13 protein-coding genes are annotated in these 16,055 nt (G+C 61.9%); 4 read left to right on the forward strand and 9 right to left on the reverse strand.

Annotated elements, in window-relative coordinates; translation table 11 throughout:
- Positions 1-105: 105 nt before the first annotated feature.
- The 6 genes from tadA to CKW24_RS05780 all read right to left on the reverse strand — a co-directional run bounded on the left by tadA (position 106) and on the right by CKW24_RS05780 (position 6,910).
- Positions 106-603, reverse strand: a complete 498-nt coding sequence (gene tadA / locus CKW24_RS05755) for a tRNA adenosine(34) deaminase TadA (RefSeq protein ID WP_095166016.1) — start codon at positions 601-603, stop codon at positions 106-108.
- A complete protein-coding gene (locus tag CKW24_RS05760) occupies positions 603-1,979 on the reverse strand; it encodes a multicopper oxidase family protein (protein ID WP_095166140.1) in 1,377 nt (458 codons plus the stop codon). The genes tadA and CKW24_RS05760 overlap by 1 nt, the downstream gene beginning before the upstream one ends.
- A gap of 216 nt (positions 1,980-2,195) precedes the next feature.
- The gene (gene guaA / locus CKW24_RS05765; protein ID WP_095166018.1) at positions 2,196-3,773 is read right to left on the reverse strand and encodes a glutamine-hydrolyzing GMP synthase; all 1,578 of its coding nucleotides are present in this window, start codon (positions 3,771-3,773) and stop codon (positions 2,196-2,198) included.
- 99 nt (positions 3,774-3,872) lie between these two features.
- Positions 3,873-5,342 (reverse strand): IMP dehydrogenase, encoded by a 1,470-nt coding sequence (gene guaB, locus CKW24_RS05770; RefSeq protein WP_095166020.1) that lies wholly within the window; start codon positions 5,340-5,342, stop codon positions 3,873-3,875.
- Between the two features lie 116 nt (positions 5,343-5,458).
- Positions 5,459-6,007, reverse strand: coding sequence for a sugar ABC transporter ATPase (locus CKW24_RS05775; protein WP_095166022.1), 549 nt, complete (start codon positions 6,005-6,007; stop codon positions 5,459-5,461).
- Between the two features lie 135 nt (positions 6,008-6,142).
- On the reverse strand, positions 6,143-6,910 hold the full coding sequence (locus tag CKW24_RS05780) for a sulfite exporter TauE/SafE family protein (protein WP_095166023.1): 768 nt from the start codon (positions 6,908-6,910) through the stop codon (positions 6,143-6,145).
- A gap of 99 nt (positions 6,911-7,009) precedes the next feature.
- Between CKW24_RS05780 and CKW24_RS05785 the strand changes: the two genes are divergently transcribed.
- The 4 genes from CKW24_RS05785 to leuA all read left to right on the forward strand — a co-directional run bounded on the left by CKW24_RS05785 (position 7,010) and on the right by leuA (position 12,193).
- A complete protein-coding gene (locus CKW24_RS05785; protein ID WP_095166026.1) occupies positions 7,010-7,906 on the forward strand; it encodes a LysR family transcriptional regulator in 897 nt (298 codons plus the stop codon).
- Positions 7,907-7,950: 44 nt separating this feature from the next.
- Positions 7,951-9,330, forward strand: a complete 1,380-nt coding sequence (gene xseA, locus CKW24_RS05790) for an exodeoxyribonuclease VII large subunit (RefSeq protein WP_095166028.1) — start codon at positions 7,951-7,953, stop codon at positions 9,328-9,330.
- A gap of 3 nt (positions 9,331-9,333) precedes the next feature.
- Positions 9,334-10,155 (forward strand): peptidoglycan DD-metalloendopeptidase family protein, encoded by an 822-nt coding sequence (locus tag CKW24_RS05795; RefSeq protein ID WP_095166029.1) that lies wholly within the window; start codon positions 9,334-9,336, stop codon positions 10,153-10,155.
- 358 nt (positions 10,156-10,513) lie between these two features.
- Positions 10,514-12,193, forward strand: a complete 1,680-nt coding sequence (gene leuA, locus CKW24_RS05805; protein WP_095166031.1) for a 2-isopropylmalate synthase — start codon at positions 10,514-10,516, stop codon at positions 12,191-12,193.
- A 153-nt stretch (positions 12,194-12,346) separates the two neighbouring features.
- Here the strand turns inward: leuA and CKW24_RS05810 are convergent, their stop codons facing one another.
- The 3 genes from CKW24_RS05810 to der form a co-directional block, all read right to left on the reverse strand.
- Entirely contained in the window at positions 12,347-13,138 is a 792-nt protein-coding gene (locus tag CKW24_RS05810; RefSeq protein WP_095166032.1) for an amidohydrolase, read from the reverse strand.
- Positions 13,126-14,274, reverse strand: coding sequence for a pyridoxal phosphate-dependent aminotransferase (locus CKW24_RS05815; RefSeq protein ID WP_095166034.1), 1,149 nt, complete (start codon positions 14,272-14,274; stop codon positions 13,126-13,128). Before CKW24_RS05815 ends, CKW24_RS05810 begins: the two co-directional genes overlap by 13 nt.
- 146 nt (positions 14,275-14,420) lie before the next feature.
- On the reverse strand, positions 14,421-15,884 hold the full coding sequence (der, locus tag CKW24_RS05820) for a ribosome biogenesis GTPase Der (RefSeq protein ID WP_095166035.1): 1,464 nt from the start codon (positions 15,882-15,884) through the stop codon (positions 14,421-14,423).
- Between the last annotated feature and the right edge of the window lie 171 nt (positions 15,885-16,055).

A 16,055-nucleotide genomic window follows, 5' to 3' on the forward strand; every position in this document is an offset into this window, starting at 1 on the left:
AAACCTGTGGGAGCGGGCTTGCCCGCGATAGCGGACTAACATTCAACATCTTCGTTGACTGAAAGGGCCTCATCGCGGGCAAGCCCGCTCCCACAGGGTTAGTAGTTATTCTGAAGATTTAGCTCTGCGGGCCTTGAAGAACTCGCTCAACACCGTCCCGCACTCCTCGGCCAGGACTCCGCCTTCGTACAGCACCCGGTGATTCAAAAAGCCCTGGGTGAAAAACTGCCCCTGGCTCTGCACGATCCCGGCCTTGGGCTCCAATGCGCCGTATACCACCCGAGCGATGCGCGAGTGGACGATCAGCCCGGCGCACATGCTGCACGGCTCCAGCGTCACATAGAGCGTGCTGCCGGGCAGGCGGTAGTTGTTCAGGGCCTGGGCGGCGGCGCGGATCGCGACCATTTCGGCGTGGGCGCTGGGATCGCTGCCACTGATCGGGCAGTTGAAGCCGCGCCCGATGATCTCCCCGTCCTGCACCAGCACCGCACCCACCGGCACCTCGCCGAGGGCCGCACCCTGGGCCGCCAGCAGCAGGGCTTCACGCATGAAGTGCTGGTCACGGCTGCGGTCGATAATTGCGCTCGGGCGAATCTGGCGCATCACTTCACCTCGATCGCGGCCATCAGGCCGGTTTCCATGTGGTCGATCACATGGCAATGGAACATCCACACCCCAGGGTTATCCGCCACCAGCGCCACTTGCGCGCGCTCGTTCTTGCCCAACAGGTAAGTGTCGGTGAAGTACGGGATCACCTTGTGCCGGTTCGAGGCAATGACCTTGAAGCTCATGCCGTGCAGGTGGATCGGGTGCTGGTACTGGGTCATGTTCTTCAATTCGAATATGTAGCTTTGGCCTAGCTTGAGCGTAGCAATCGGTCGGTCGGCGCAGGTCTTGTCGGTGATGTCCCAGGCCTGGCCGTTGATCTGCCACAGGCTGGGGGGCTTGCCGTTTTCGACATTGACCGAGACCGAACCGACCCACTCGAAGTTAAAGTTGAGCTTCTGCGCAGTGGCCATGTCCGGCTCGGCAACCGGGTTGGCGGGCAGCGCCGGTGGCCACTCACCCGGTGCATCCGTGTTGGCCACCGAACGCAGGGTGCCCAGGCGCACCGGGCCGTTACGCAGGGACAACTCAGTGCCCGCTGGCGGCGCCTTGATCGCCAGGCAGATGCGCATGCCCGGACCGAGCCAGTACTCCTTGCCCAGCGGCCGCGGCTGTACCGGGTTGCCATCCAGCGCGTAGATCTGCGCCTCGACCCCGGGAATGTTGATGCGATAGGTCAGGGTGTTATCGAGGTTGAGCAGGCGCACGCGAGTGATCTGCCCGGCAGGCAAGTCGATGACGGGCAACGGCACGCCGTTGATGGTCGACAGGCGCCCCGCTGTACCGCCACGGGCCGCTTCCCGGGGGATGCTGAACTCGACAAAGTTGCCTTGTTCATCGATGTGCCAGTTTTTCAGGCTCAGGGTTTGTTCGTACTTGAAGCCGGTGGGCTCGCGCTCCTCGACAATCAACGGCCCGACCAGGCCGCGACCCAGCTCCTCGCTGCTGCTGACGTGCGGGTGGTACCAGTAGCTGCCGGCATCCGGCACGCGGAACTTGTAGTCGAAATACTCGCCCGGCAGCACCGGAAGTTGCGAGACGTAGGGCACGCCATCCATCTCCAGAGGCAGGCGGATGCCGTGCCAGTGAATGGTGGTCGCCACCGGCAGGTGGTTGATGAAACGCACCCGCAGCCACTCGCCCTGGCGCACCCGCAACTCGGTCCCTGGCGCCGAAGGGCCAAAGGCCCAGGCCTGGGTCTTGTGCCCGGGTACCAGCTCCACGTCCAGCGGCGCGGCAATCAGCTCGTAGTCATGCCCGGCATTGGCATCCGCCACTTTCCCCAGCCAGTAACGCGATGCACCACCGGCCCCGACGCCAACCACTGCCAGACCGGCCAGACCACCGAGTATTTGTCGACGGGTAAAGGACATGGACTCAACTACCTCACGTATCTGCCGCAGGCCCAGGGCCCGCAAAAGGCGAATACGATACACCCGCAATTGTGAAAGAAACAGCAAAGCGGACGTGACCACGGGACGCAGGCAAATCAGACGAGCGCCCCCCACAACGCAAAAAGGCCGCATGAACACCAGGTTCACACGGCCTTTTTCGATACCGGCGATCAAGCCATCAAGGCTTGCGCGGGATCATTCCCACTCAATGGTCGCTGGCGGCTTGCTCGACACGTCGTAGGTGACGCGGGAGATGCCTTCGATTTCATTGATGATGCGGCCGCTGACGGTTTCCAGCAGTTCGTAAGGCAGGTGTGCCCAACGCGCGGTCATGAAGTCGATGGTTTCCACGGCACGCAGGGCCACGACCCAGGCGTAACGACGGCCATCGCCAACCACGCCAACCGATTTCACCGGCTGGAACACTACGAACGCCTGGCTGACCTTGTGGTACCAGTCGGCCTTGCGCAGTTCTTCGATGAAGATGTGGTCGGCACGACGCAGCAGGTCAGCGTATTCCTTCTTCACTTCGCCGAGGATCCGCACGCCCAGGCCCGGGCCCGGGAACGGGTGGCGATAGACCATGTCGTACGGCAGGCCCAGTTCCAGACCCAGACGACGGACTTCGTCCTTGAACAGCTCGCGCAGGGGTTCCACCAGCTTGAGGTTCATTTCTTCCGGCAGGCCACCCACGTTGTGGTGCGACTTGATCACGTGGGCCTTGCCGCTCTTGGCGCCAGCCGACTCGATCACGTCCGGGTAGATGGTGCCCTGGGCCAGGTACTTGATGTTGTCCAGATTGTTGGACTGGGCATCAAACACGTCGATGAAGGTACGGCCGATGATCTTGCGCTTCTTCTCTGGGTCGCTTTCGCCAGCCAGGTTGTTGAGGAACTGCTCTTCGGCGTTGGCACGGATCACCTTGACGCCCATGTTCTCGGCGAACATGGCCATCACTTGCTCGCCTTCGTGCAGGCGCAGCAGGCCGTTGTCGACGAAGACGCAGGTCAACTGGTCGCCGATGGCCTTGTGCAACAGCGCGGCAACGACCGAGGAATCGACACCGCCAGACAGGCCCAGCAGCACGTTGTCGGTACCCACTTGGGCACGGATGTTGGCGATGGCGTCTTCGGCGATCTTCGACGGCGTCCACAGGGCTTCGCAACCGCAGATGTCGAGGATGAAGCGCGACAGGATGCGCCCGCCCTGCTTGGTGTGGGTCACTTCCGGGTGGAACTGCACGCCGTAGTAGCCGCGTTCGTCGTTGAACATGCCGGCGATCGGGCAGCTCGGGGTGCTGGCCAGGATGTGGAAGTCTTCCGGCATCTTGGTGACCTTGTCACCGTGGCTCATCCACACGTCGAGGCCGAACAGGCCGTCGGCGTCGATGTGGTCTTCGATGCCGTCGAGCAGGCGGCTCTTGCCGACCACGTCAACGCGGGCATAACCGAACTCACGCAGCTCGGAACCTTCGACCTTGCCACCCAGCTGTTCAGCCATGGTCTGCATGCCGTAGCAGATACCGAAGACCGGCACGCCCAGGTCAAACACCGCTTGCGGGCAGCGCGGGCTGTCGGCGACGTGCACGGACTCGGGGCCGCCGGCGAGGATGACGCCTTTGGGAGCGAACTCGCGAATCGCTTCATCGTCCATGTCGAACGGGTGCAGTTCGCAGTACACGCCGATCTCACGCACGCGGCGGGCGATCAGTTGGGTGTACTGGGAACCGAAGTCGAGGATCAGGATGCGGTGAGCGTGAATGTCGAGGGCCATGATTCAGTCTCGTCTTAGTAATTCAGAAACAGTCTTGATTCAGAAACAACTCGGGGCTGAATAAAACAGCCCCGGTTGCTTGATGATTTGCCTGAAGCCTCAACCTACGCGGTAGTTTGGCGCTTCTTTGGTGATCTGCACGTCATGAACGTGGGATTCGGCCATGCCGGCACCGGTGATCCGCACGAACTCAGGCTTGGTGCGCATTTCTTCGATGTCGGCGCTGCCGGTGTAGCCCATCGAGGAACGCAGACCGCCCATCAGTTGGTGAATGATCGCGCTCAGGGTGCCCTTGTAAGGAACACGGCCCTCGATCCCTTCCGGAACCAGTTTCTCGGCGCCTGCCGAGGAGTCCTGGAAGTAACGGTCGGAGGAGCCTTGCGCCTGGGACATGGCGCCCAGCGAACCCATGCCGCGATAAGCCTTGTACGAACGGCCCTGGTACAGTTCGATCTCGCCTGGCGCTTCTTCAGTACCGGCGAACATCGAGCCCATCATCACGCAGGACGCACCGGCCACGATGGCCTTGGACAGGTCACCGGAGAAACGGATGCCGCCATCGGCGATCAACGGCACGCCAGTGCCTTCAAGGGCAGCGGCAACGTTGGCGATGGCGCTGATTTGCGGCACGCCGACACCCGCGACGATACGGGTGGTGCAGATCGAGCCAGGGCCGATACCGACCTTGACCGCATCCGCGCCCGCTTCGGCCAGGGCCTTGGCAGCAGCGCCGGTGGCGATGTTGCCGCCGATCACCTGGACTTGCGGGAAGTTCTGCTTGACCCAACGCACGCGGTCGATCACGCCTTTGGAGTGACCGTGGGCAGTGTCGACCACCACCACGTCAACGCCGGCGTTGACCAGGGCCGCGACGCGATCACCGGTGTCTTTGCCGGTACCGACGGCAGCGCCCACACGCAGACGACCTTGATCGTCCTTGCTGGCCAGCGGGTAAGCCTTGGCTTTTTCGATGTCGTTGACGGTCATCATGCCTTTGAGGGCAAACTTGTCGTCGACGATCAACACGCGCTCGATGCGGTGCTTGTGCAGCAGTTCGCGCACGTCGTTCTTGTCGGCGCCTTCCTTGACCGTGACCAGGCGCTCTTTAGGCGTCATCACTTCACGGACAGTGGCTTCCATACGGTTTTCGAAACGGACGTCGCGGGAGGTGACGATGCCGACCAGGTCGCCATCGTGCAGCACAGGAACACCGGAGATGTTATGCAGGCCGGTCAGTTCGAGCAGTTCGCGAACGGTGGCGTCAGCCTCGATGGTGATCGGGTCCTTGACCACACCGGCTTCGTAACGCTTGACCTTGCGCACTTCGGCAGCTTGCTGCTCGATGGTCATGTTCTTGTGGATAATGCCGATGCCACCTTCCTGAGCCATGGCGATTGCCAGACGGGCTTCAGTGACGGTGTCCATGGCGGCGGAAACCAGTGGGATATTCAGCTCGATGCCACGGGTAAGGCGGGTCTTCAAACTGACTTCATTAGGCAGTACTTCGGAATAACCGGGCACTAAAAGAATGTCGTCGAAGGTCAGAGCTTCTTGGCTGATACGCAGCATCGCGGGGGCTCCCGAGCGGGAAATTGGAAGCGCGACATTATAGTCAGACACCCCCTCAGGTTCAATGTAAAACTCTGTCTATTATCGACGCGGTGATCGACGGGGGTTGTTGTCGCCTACAACTCGACCTTGACCCAACTGACCGGCAAGTCCAGCCACTCGGCAAATTCGTCGATAAAGCTCTGCTTGAACCCGGCCTCGGCCCAGTTGTTGAAGATAAAGCCCAGGTTGGAAAACCCGCACTCCTGCAAGAACAGAAAACCATTGATGTCGTCTTCATGCCCGCACTCGGGGCAGATGAAGTTGTCGGTGCGCCCGGGCATCCAGTCTTCCAGGCTGTCGAACAGCGCCTCGCCGACTTCCTTGCGGCACTCGGCGCAGCCGGCCTCCTCGAGAAACCCTTTGGCGGGGGTATAGATGCAACGCTTGGTGACGATCTCCAGGCCGTTGATCGGCTCACCGAACGGCAGCGCCTGCGGGTGCAGCACCACGTCGCGCGCGCCGGGGGCAATGGCGTGGGCCATGCGATTGCCAGTGCGCCCGCAGGTTGTGAGTTGTTCTTCGATGATGTTCTTGCGCACCAGCCACCGCACAATCGCCCGCGCCCGGGGTTCGTGCACCGGCAGGGTGGAGATTTTCGGGACGAGGATGCTTTGCGAGTTCATGACGAGTCCTGCTGTATGGCTACTGCCGCCATCGCGGGCGAGCCCGCTCCCACAGGTGATCGAGTCTGATGTGGGAGCGGGCTTGCCCGCGATGGCGCCTTAAAGGCCGGCAGCTTAATCCCTGACAGACTCAGGTCAAGTGCTGAAGTAGCGGGTCAGCAAGGCAATCCCGCTGGCCAGCACCAGCCAGGTGACCAACCGCACGAAGGCCTCGCGAGACAACTTCAGGGCCAGGCGCCGGCCGATCCACAATCCCAGCGCCATGGCCGGCAACAGACACAGGGCCAACAGTAACAAGGGTAGCTCGGCGTAGACCCCGGCGATCAGGAACAGGCTCAAGCGCACTAGGGTGCTGCAACTGATCAAGGCACTTTGCGTGGCGCGGGCGGCGTCCTTGGACAGGCGGCTGTTGAGATAAATCGCATACAAAAAGCCGCCACTGCCGAACAACGCGCCAAACAAGCCACCGACCGTGCCCATGGGAATCGCCCAACCGACGGCCAACTGCGCCGGGCGTACCTTCACCCATAGGCTGTACATGGCGTAGGCCGTGATGAACAGGCCCATCAATAGCAACAACAGGTCAGACTTGAGGTTCAGCAGGAAGATCACCCCCAGAGTGCAGCCCAGCGCCATGCACGGCAGCAGGCGCAACAACTCCGGCCTGGCCACATCACGGCGCGAGGGCAGCAGGTTGCCGAACGCGGCGACAAAATCCAGCAGGACCAGCAAGGGCACGATTTTCGACAGCGGCAGGAACAGGATCAGGATCGGCCCCGCCACCAGGGCCGTGCCAAAACCGGCAATGCCAAACACGATATAGGCCAGGCTGATTGCCAGGGCGATGATCAGCCAGTCCGTGGCGCCGAATGGCCATTGCTGCAATAACTCGATCAGGTTCATCAGGGCTTTCCTTAATTTGGCGCTGATCACTTTAGCCAGCGTGGAGCATTGCGACTAATATCTTCCTGACCCTCAACCAATCTCAAAAAGGCATAGCTTGTGCTTTCGACCCGTCAACTGCGTTACTTCGTGGAAATCGCCGAGTGCGGCAGTTTCAGTGCCGCCGCCGAACGCCTGTTCATCGCCCAATCAGCCCTGAGCCGGCAGATCAAGGACATGGAGAGCCGCCTGCAGACCCCGCTATTCGAGCGCACGGCGCGTCAGCCACGGCTCACCGCCGCCGGCCAGGCTTTCCTGCCTCGGGCCGCAAGCCTGCTGAGTGAACTGCTCAAGGCCAGTGAGATGGCGACGCAAGTCGGCAATGGCCAACTCGGCACCTTGCGCCTGAGTCACTCCAGCACCGTCCCCATGAGTGGCCGGGTGCTGCGCGGCATCAGCGCTTACCTGGAGCAGCAGGTGGACGTGTCGATGGACATCGTCAAGCTGTCCTCCGAGGCCCAGTTGCAGGAACTCGCCGAGGGCCGCCTGGACGTTGGCCTGCTGCGCCTGCCCGTGCTGCGCCAGCGCGAAGGGGTGCAGATCATCGAGCTGTACCGCGAACGCTTGCTGCTGGCGGTGCCGCCTGGGCATGCACTGGCGCGCAATACACCCGAACAAGGCATCGAGCTGGGGCAACTGAGGGAGTTGCCGTTCATCTCCATTCCGCACCCGCAACGCGGCGGCTTGAGTTACCTGTCCGCCGAGCTGTGCATGCGCCAGGGTTTCTTTCCCAAGGCCGCGCGGGTGGTGTCGCGCAAAACCACCCAGTTGCAACTGATCCAGGCCGGGTTCGGCATTGCCCTGCTCCCCGAATCGATGCAGGACATCGCGCCGCCGGACATTCACTTCCTGCCCTTGGCCGACCCGGATTGCTATAGCAGCGTCGCCCTCGCCTGCCGGCAAGATCCCAGCGCGCTGGTCGAGCAATTCGTTGAACACATCAGCCGGCCGACGTAGGGGGATCGTGCATTGCGCGGGAGATTGGCTTTATCATGCGCCCCATGATTAAAGATCCCTTTGCAAGACTCGGCCTGGACCGCGAAGTCCTCACCGTCAGCCAACTCAACGGCCGCGCGCGGGTGCTGCTCGAAGACGTGTTCAGCAACATCTGGGTCGAAGGCGAAATCTCCAACCTCGCCCGCCCGGCGTCCGGTCATGTGTATTTCACCCTCAAGGACAGCGGCGCCCAGGTGCGTTGCGCGCTGTTCCGGCAGAACGCCGCACGGGTGCGCCAGGCTCTCAAGGATGGCCTCGCCGTCAAGGTGCGGGGCAAGGTCTCGCTGTTTGAAGGACGCGGCGACTACCAGCTGATTCTCGATACTGTCGAGCCCGCTGGCGAAGGTGCACTGCGCCTGGCATTCGATGCACTGAAGGAAAAGCTCAGCGCCGAAGGCCTGTTCAGCGCCGAGCGCAAAGTGCCGCTGCCGGCCCATCCGCAGCGCATTGGTATTATCAGTTCGCCCACCGGCGCGGTGATCCGCGACATCATCAGCGTGTTTCGCCGCCGTGCGCCTCAGGTGTCGCTGACCTTGATCCCTACCGCCGTGCAAGGCCGCGAGGCCACTGCGCAGATTGTCCGCGCCCTGCAACTGGCCGACGCCAGGGGTTTTGACGCCTTGATCCTGGCCCGGGGCGGCGGCTCGCTGGAAGACCTCTGGTGCTTCAACGAAGAAGCCGTGGCCCGTGCCGTGGATGCCTGCGTCACGCCAATCGTCAGCGCCGTCGGGCATGAGACCGATGTGTCGATCAGCGACTTTGTGGCGGACGTCCGCGCGCCCACGCCGTCGGCCGCCGCCGAACTGCTGGCACCGGACTCCAGCGACCTGCTGCACCGGGTCGAAAGCCTGCATCGGCGCCTGGTGATGCGCATACGCGACCGCCTGATGCGCGATCGCTTGCGCCTGGAAGGCATGTCCCGCCGCCTGCGCCATCCGGGTGAACGCCTGCGCCAACAAGCACAACGCCTCGATGATCTGGACATGCGCCTGCGTCGAGCCTTCGAGCGCAGCCTCAACACCCGCCGCGAACGCTTGATCCGCCTGGAAACCCGCCTCGCCGGGCAACATCCGGGGCGGCAACTGGCGTTGCTGCGCCAGCGCCTGGATAGTTTTGCCGAACGTTTGCCCCGGGCCATGCGTGAAGGGCTCAAATCCCGGCGCCTGCAGTTGCAAAGTCAAGTCCAGACCCTGCAGGTGGTCAGCCCGCTCGCGACACTGGCCCGTGGCTACAGCATTTTGCTCGATGAACGTGGCAATGCGATCCGCAGCGCCGGACAAACCCATACCGGCCAGCGCCTGACAGCCAAGCTGGGCGAAGGCCAATTGCAGGTCCGGGTCGAAGACAATCACCTGACACCCGTCACCCTTTCTCTACTGGATTGATCGATGCCGCGTTTTTTTGCTCCGCTGCTGCTGTTATGCCTGACCTTCAACGCCCACGCCGACAGTTACATCACCCGCCTGCTGAACAAGCCGGTGCCGGGTGGTGTGGCAGTGGTCGACCTCGGTTCTGCGGCGCAGGCGCCCAAAGCCAGCTACCAGGGCAAGCCGGTGCTGGTGGTCAAGGAACAGAACAACTGGCTGGCGATTGTCGGCGTGCCCCTGACCGTCAAGCCGGGCACCCAGCAAATCAGCAGCGCGGGACGCAACTTGAGCTTCGCGGTGGGTAACAAGAAATACCCGGAACAACGCATCACCCTGAAAAACACCCAACAGGTCAACCCCAACCCGGCCAACCTCAAGCGCATCGAGAGCGAGCTGGCCGTGCAGATCCAGGCTTACCGCACTTTCAGCCCCAATACCCCGAGCAACCTGCTGCTGGACAAACCGGTCAACGGGCCACTGTCGAGCAAGTTCGGCGTGCGCCGTTTCTTCAACGGTGAAGAGCGCAATCCCCACTCGGGCCTGGACTTCGCCGTACCCGCCGGGACCCCGATCAAGACCCCGGCCAATGGCAAGGTGATCCTGGTCGGTAACTACTTCTTCAACGGCAATACCGTGTTCGTCGACCACGGCCAGGGCTTCATCAGCATGTTCTGCCACATGTCGAAGATCGACGTGAAGCTCGGCCAGACGCTGGCACGTGGTGCCGTGGTCGGCAAGGTCGGCGCCACCGGCCGCGCGACCGGTCCGCACATGCACTGGAATATCAGCCTGAACGATGCGCGGGTTGACCCGGCGATTTTCATTGGGGCATTCCAGCCCTGATGGATTGGCGAGGCTGGCGGCCTCATCGCCAGCCTTCAATTGCGCATTGCTCCACCCCTACGCAAACATCCAGATAATTATCAAAGCAGCCCGCAATAAAATCTCGATAAAAGTAACTTTTCGAGTATTCCTATCAAAGTTTTTCGACTGCTTGCCATCTTTTCCCGGCGCGGTTAGGGTTGAAAGCATGAAAACCTCTCACACCCTCATTCAGCTTCGCCAGCACCGCAGCCTGTGCCTCGTCAGCGCACGACTGCCAGGCTGAATCGCAGCGCCTCGCCCCTAGATTTATCCAACGCAACAGTGATCCACCGGCAGGCCGCCTCTTTTCGGCCAACAACAGAATAAGGACTCCCAGATGAGCATGCTCAAAGACCCGTCTTCGAAATACCGCGCGTTCCCGACCATCGACATTCCAGATCGCACCTGGCCGTCGAAGACCATCACGTCCGCGCCGATCTGGTGCAGCTCCGACTTGCGCGATGGCAACCAGTCGCTGATCGAGCCGATGGATGCGGTGAAAAAGCTGCGCTTCTGGAAAACCCTGGTTCAGGTGGGCGTGAAGGAAATCGAAGCGTCCTTCCCGGCCGCTTCGCAAACCGATTTCGACTTCGTGCGGACCTTGATCGAAGACGGCCACATCCCTGACGACACCACCATCCAGGTGTTGACCCAGGGTCGTGAAGACCTGATCGCCCGCACCTTCGAATCCCTGCGCGGAGCGAAAAAGGCCATCGTTCACCTCTACAACGCCACCTCCCCGTCCTTCCGCCGGATCGTCTTCAACCAGGACAAGGACGGCATCAAGGAAATCGCGGTCAGCGCCGCCAAGCTGTTCGTCAAGTACGCCGCGCAGCAGCCGGAGACCGAGTGGACGTTCGAATACTCGCCAGAGACCTTCAGCGCCACTGAGCTGGAGTTCGCCAAGGAAGTCTGTGACGCGGTGATCGAGGTCTGGAACCCGACGCCGGAACACAAGATGATCCTCAACCTGCCTGCGACCGTCGAGTGTGCCACGCCGAACATCTATGCCGACCAGATCGAGTGGTTCGGCCGCCACATCAACCGTCGTGACAGCGTGCTCATCAGCCTGCACACCCACAACGACCGTGGCACTGGTGTTGCTGCCACCGAGCTGGGCCTGATGGCTGGCGCCGACCGTGTCGAAGGCTGCCTGTTCGGCAACGGCGAGCGCACCGGCAACGTCGACCTGGTCACCGTGGCCTTGAACCTCTACACCCAGGGCGTGAACCCTGAGCTGGACTTCTCCGACATCGACGGCGTGCGTAAAGTCGTCGAAGAGTGCAACCAGATTGCCGTGCACCCACGTCACCCTTATGTCGGCGACCTGGTGCACACCGCGTTCTCCGGCTCCCACCAGGACGCCATCCGCAAGGGCTTCGCCCAGCAGCAGGCGGACGCCCTGTGGGAAGTGCCGTACTTGCCGATCGACCCGGCCGACATCGGGCGCAGCTACGAGGCGGTGATCCGCGTCAACAGCCAGTCCGGCAAAGGCGGGATTGCCTACCTGCTGGAACAGGAATACGGCATCAACTTGCCGCGCCGCATGCAGATCGAGTTCAGCCAGGTGGTGCAACGCGAGACCGATCGCCTGGGCCTCGAGATGAGCGCACAACAGATCCACGCCTTGCTGCACAGCGAGTACTTGCAGGCCAACACCCCGTACGCGCTGGTCAGCCATCGCCTGCAGGAAGAAAACGGCCACAGCGCCGTGGAAGTGGAAGTATCGAGCAAGGGCCAGGGCGAAACCAACCTGCACTGGCGCGGCAAGGGCAATGGCGCCCTGGAAGCCCTGGTGGCCGGTTTGCCGATCCCGGTGGAGATCATGGACTACAACGAACACGCCATCGGCGCGGGGACCAATGCCAAGGCCGCGGCCTACATTGAACTGCGAGTCAACGGCGAACGCGCAGTGCATGGCGTGGGCATCGATGAAAACATCACCACCGCCAGCTTCAAGGCCCTGTTCAGCGCGCTGAACCGCTCCCTGAGCCAGCCACAGGCCAAAGCGGCTTAAGCCTACGCTGCAATGCAAAAGGCCCCGAATTTCGGGGCCTTTTTGTTTGTCCTTGAGGGCCTCATCGCGGGCAAGCCCGCTCCCACAGAGGGTGTGCAATCCATTGTGGGAGCGGGCTTGCCCGCGATGAGGCCAGATCAGACGATGCGAAATTCAGGTGAACTCGAAGGTATCGGCATCCAGGTTCGCCGGGAACCGCGTGCGGTAGGCGGCCAGTTCGGCCGCGTCGAGCACCACCTGGAACACCCCGTCCGCCTCGCCAGCGCTGAGCAGGGTCTCGCCCTGGAAGTCCAGCACCTGGCTGTCGCCGGTATAGGCAAAGCCCTTGCCATCGGTACCCACCCGGTTCACCGCGGCGACGTAACACAGGTTCTCGATGGCCCGGGCCGGCAGCAGGCGATTCCAGTGCTGGCGGCGCGCGCCCGGCCAGTTGGCGGTGTACAGCAGCAGGTCAGTGTCCTGGGGATCGCGGCTCCACACCGGGAAGCGCAGGTCGTAGCAAATCAGCGGGCGTATGCGCCACCCCTTGAGTTCGAACTGCACTTGGCGCTCGCCAGGCGTGAAGTGATTGTGTTCGCCCGCCATGCGGAACAGGTGACGCTTGTCGTAATGCCAGACTTCGCCATCGGGTCGCGCCCACAGCAGGCGGTTGCGGTGGCTGCCATCGGCGGCCTGGACGATGATGCTGCCGGTGATCACCGCATCCAGCTTCGCCGCCTGGGTCCGCAGCCATTTGCTGGTCGGGCCGTTTTCCGCTTCGGCGAGGGTGGCCGACTCCATGGAGAAACCCGTGGTGAACATCTCCGGCAGGATGATCAGGTCCGCGCCGCGCGCCTGCTCCAGCAACAGTTCGAAGTGCTCGAGATTGGCCTGGCGGTCGTGCCAGGCCAGGGTGGTCTGGATCAGCGCCAGGTTGAGGTTGGGCAGGTTGCTCAGATCACGCATAATTTTTCCGCCGCCTCACGCAGCGTCTCCTCTCGCTTGGCAAAACACAGGCGCACCAGGCGCTGTTCCTGCGGTGGGTTCTGGTAGAACACTGACACCGGAATCGCCGCCACGCCGTGCTCACGGGTCATCCAGACAGCCATGTCGACATCGTTCAGGTCCGGACGGATCTGCGAGTAATCGACCAGTTGGAAATACGTCCCGGTGACCCGGGTAAAGCTGAATCGCGATGGCTGCAACAGATCGCAGAACAGGTCACGCTTGGCCTGATAGAACGCCGGCAGTTGTTCGACGTGCTCCGGATGGGCCGCCATATAGTCGGCCAGCGCGTACTGCAACGGGGTCACGCCGCAAAAGCTGACGTACTGGTGCACCTTGCGCAGCTCTGCCGTGAGGGCCGGTGGCGCCACTACGTAGCCGGTCTTCCAGCCGGTGACGTGGTAGGTCTTGCCGAACGAACTGACCACAAAGGCGCGTTGATACAGCTCTTCATGGGCCAGCACGCTGACATGGGGTACGCCGTCATAAACGAGGTGCTCATAGACCTCGTCGCTGACCAGGTAGATGTCGCGGTCACGGATCAACTCGGCCAGTTGCTCCAGCTCGGCACGGGAAATCAGCGCGCCACTGGGGTTGTGCGGCGAGTTGAGGATGATCATCCGCGTGCGCGGGCTGAGCGCATCCTTAAGAGCCTGGAAGTCGATCGAGAAATCCTTCGCTGCCAGCTGCACATGCACGCAGCGCCCGCCTGCCAGGGCCACCGAGGGCTCGTAGCTGTCATAGGCGGGGTCAAAGACGATGACCTCGTCACCGCTGTGGATCACCGCCTGGATCGCGCAGAAGATCGCCTGGGTGGCACCCGGGGTGATCGTCACCTCATCCTCGGCATCGACGCTGACCCCATAGCTGCGGGCGATCTTGGCCGCCACCTGTTGGCGCAATGCCGGCAGGCCGGTCATGGGGCAATACTGGTTGTGCCCATTGGCAACATGCCACCCCAGCGCATCGCGCAGGGCTTGCGGGCCATCGAAATCGGGGAAACCCTGGGACAGGTTGAGCGCGCCGCTCGAAGCCGCGAGCTGGGACATTTGGGTGAAGATAGTGATGCCGACATTCGGCAGCTTGCTGGTGATCATCAGTGGGCCCCTGCTGGTGAGCCATGAGTTTCAAGCGACAAGCGGCAAGTGGTCAAGCCTCAACCCAGCAGATGCAAAAAAGGGTCCTGAAGAGGACCCTTTTTCTGGTTTGAGCTACAAGCTACAAGCTCATCACTCGAAGCGGCTCACTTTTTATCGCGGCGCTTCTTGTCGGCTTTCTTGTGGTGCGACATCAAACGACGCTTCTTGTTGACCTGGCGGTCGGTGAGCGTGTTCTTCTTCGCCTCATACGGGTTCTCGCCACCCTTGAACTCGATGCGGATCGGCGTACCGACCAGCTTCAGTACACGGCGGTAAGTGTTTTCCAGGTAACGCACGTAGGAGTTCGGAACCTTCTCGACCTGGTTACCGTGGATCACGATCAGCGGCGGGTTGGCACCACCCAAGTGGGCATAGCGCAGCTTGATCCGGCGGTTGTTGACCATCGGCGGCGCATGCTCGCCCACGGCGTCTTCGAGGATCTGGGTCAGGCGGTTGGTCGGCCAGCGAGTGATCGCCGACTTGAACGAGTTCTGTACCGACTGGTACAGGTTGCCCACGCCAGTGCCGTGCAAGGCCGAGATGAAGTGGATGTCGGCGAAGTCGACGAAGAACAACCGACGCTCCAGCTCGATCTTCACGAAGTCGCGTTCCGACGACGTCATGCCGTCCCACTTGTTCAGTGCGATAACGATGGCGCGACCGGCTTCCAGGGCAAAGCCCAGCAGGTTCAGGTCGTGGTCGACCACGCCTTCACGGGCGTCCATCACAAAGATCACCACGTTGGCGTCTTTGATTGCTTGCAGGGTCTTGACCACCGAGAACTTTTCGACTTCCTCGTTGATCTTGCCGCGCTTGCGCACACCCGCGGTGTCGATCAGCGTGTACTTCTCGTCGTTACGCTCGAACGGGATGTAGATGCTGTCGCGAGTGGTGCCGGGTTCGTCATAGACGATCACCCGGTCTTCACCGAGCATGCGGTTGACCAGGGTCGACTTGCCGACGTTCGGCCGGCCGATGATAGCGATCTTGATGCCGTCTTTTTCGCTTGGACCAGGAATCCGTACCGCTTCTTCGCCTTCGGCGACGTTGGCGTTCAGATCCTCTTCTTCGGTGTCACGCGGGAAATCGGCGAGGGCGGCTTCCAGCAGGGTGTTGACACCGCGACCTTGTGCACCGGCAACGCCAATGGCGTGGCCCATGCCCAGGGGGGCAAATTCAGCGCGGGCCATTTCCGGATCGATGTTGTCGATCTTGTTGGCAACCAGCAGGGAGCGTTTGTTGCGCTTGCGCAAGTGCTCGGCAATCATCTGGTCAGCGGCGGTGAAGCCCGCCTTGGCGTCTACCAGGAACAGAACGACATCGGCTTCTTCGATGGCCAGCAGCGACTGCTCGGCCATCTTTTCGTCCATGCCGTGTTCGTCACCGGAAATACCACCGGTGTCGACCAGGATATAGGAGCGCCCTTGCCACTTTGCCTCACCGTATTGGCGATCACGGGTCAGACCGGAAAGGTCGCCGACAATAGCGTCGCGGCTTTTGGTCAGGCGGTTGAACATGGTGGATTTGCCGACGTTCGGTCGGCCCACCAGGGCGATTACGGGAACCATGCGGCTCTCCACTTCGTTATTTCAGAAAATACAAAAGCCGCTGCGAGGCAGCGGCTGGTGCTCGTGTAGGAGCGAGCTTGCTCGCGAAGAACGTCACCACACCGCGTTTATCCAGACTGCACGCGTTATCGTTGACGTCCATCGCGAGCAAGCTCGCTCCTACCTATAGGT

The organism is Pseudomonas sp. Irchel 3H3 (genome assembly GCF_900187635.1).
In the GTDB taxonomy this organism is placed as follows: domain Bacteria; phylum Pseudomonadota; class Gammaproteobacteria; order Pseudomonadales; family Pseudomonadaceae; genus Aquipseudomonas.